The 777-nt window shown below is 66.7% G+C and carries 1 protein-coding gene; it reads left to right on the plus strand.

Annotated features, from left to right (window positions below; all coding sequences use genetic code 11):
• Positions 1 to 31 precede the first annotated feature (31 nt).
• Positions 32 to 694 (plus strand): bifunctional hydroxymethylpyrimidine kinase/phosphomethylpyrimidine kinase, encoded by a 663-nt coding sequence (locus CRD60_RS08260; protein WP_113860793.1) that lies wholly within the window; start codon positions 32 to 34, stop codon positions 692 to 694.
• Positions 695 to 777: the final 83 nt, after the last annotated feature.

Raw genomic sequence — 777 nt, forward strand, 5'->3', positions numbered from 1 at the left:
GTAGTGCTGCGGGACTGGGTACGGTTGCTGGCTGTATGTTTTTGTTTGCAAGGAGAAGACGCCATACGCGGTCCGCCCAGGTCTCGTGGGCTCGGCCGAGCAGGTGGGGATCATCGAACGCATGTACCGCGAGTACCCGCAGGCCCTGCGCCTGGTGGACCCGGTCATGGGCGACGGGGGCAGAATGTACCCCACCTACACCGATGAGCTCTGCCGCGCCACCGCTCGCCTGGCCGACGGTGCGGATGTACTGATGCCCAACCTGACCGAAGCCTCCTTGCTGACCGGACTGCCCTATGAAGGCCAGGACCTGGACGATGCCCAGGTGGCAGAGCTGCTGGAGGCGCTGCTGGGCATGGGCGCGCGGCACGTGATCCTCAAAGGGATCGACCGCGGCGACGGGGACTTGCGCAACTTTGCGGCCGGAGAAGGCCTGGGCGGGACGGACGGACGCGTCGAACTCAAGCACAGCAAGCTCCCTTACATGATCCATGGCACCGGGGATGCCTTCGCCTCTGCCTTGTGCGGGGCCGTGTTCGCCGGACGTAGCCTGGACCAGGCGGCGCGAATCGCAGGGGAGTTCGTCCGATCCGCCATGGCACATACCCAGACCCAACCCGACTACGAACGTCGAGGGGTCAGTTTCGAGCTCGACCTGAACCTCATGACCGCACTGGTTGACAGGCAGGAATAAGCCGGGTGCGGACCACGGCCCGGGCGACGCGGACAGGCCCGGGCCACGGCGCCAGGCGGCCCCGCCCCAGGCCCGGTTCCAAA

This window comes from Bifidobacterium aemilianum (genome assembly GCF_003315635.1).
Lineage (GTDB): Bacteria > Actinomycetota > Actinomycetes > Actinomycetales > Bifidobacteriaceae > Bifidobacterium > Bifidobacterium aemilianum.